Genomic DNA, 270 nt, shown 5'->3' on the forward strand with positions numbered 1-270 from the left:
CTGGTCGACGTTTATGTATTTCGCCAATGCGTTGCAACTGACTGATCATACTGGTCGCTACATCATACCCTACCCGCTGGGAATGACCGAACTGTAAATCCAGCACCGCCTGGCTTAAATAGGGGTCAGACTGACTGTTCGCCAGCACATCACCCGCCCCACCCAGCAGCTCCGACTGTTTCTCGTGCTGCTCCAGCCAGCTGGCCATTTCACTGTTGGCGCGACGGTTAGAGAGCACCCATACGGAAGCGCCAGTCGCACTGCGGTTCG

General features: G+C 56.7%; 1 protein-coding gene. It reads right to left on the reverse strand.

Translation table 11 applies throughout. The features are described from left to right. On the reverse strand, positions 1–208 hold a 208-nt coding region (locus AC0L27_RS41350; protein WP_473323892.1), incomplete at its 3' end, for a hypothetical protein. Between the last annotated feature and the right edge of the window lie 62 nt (positions 209–270).

It is taken from the genome of Bradyrhizobium sp. Ken51 (assembly GCF_055807435.1).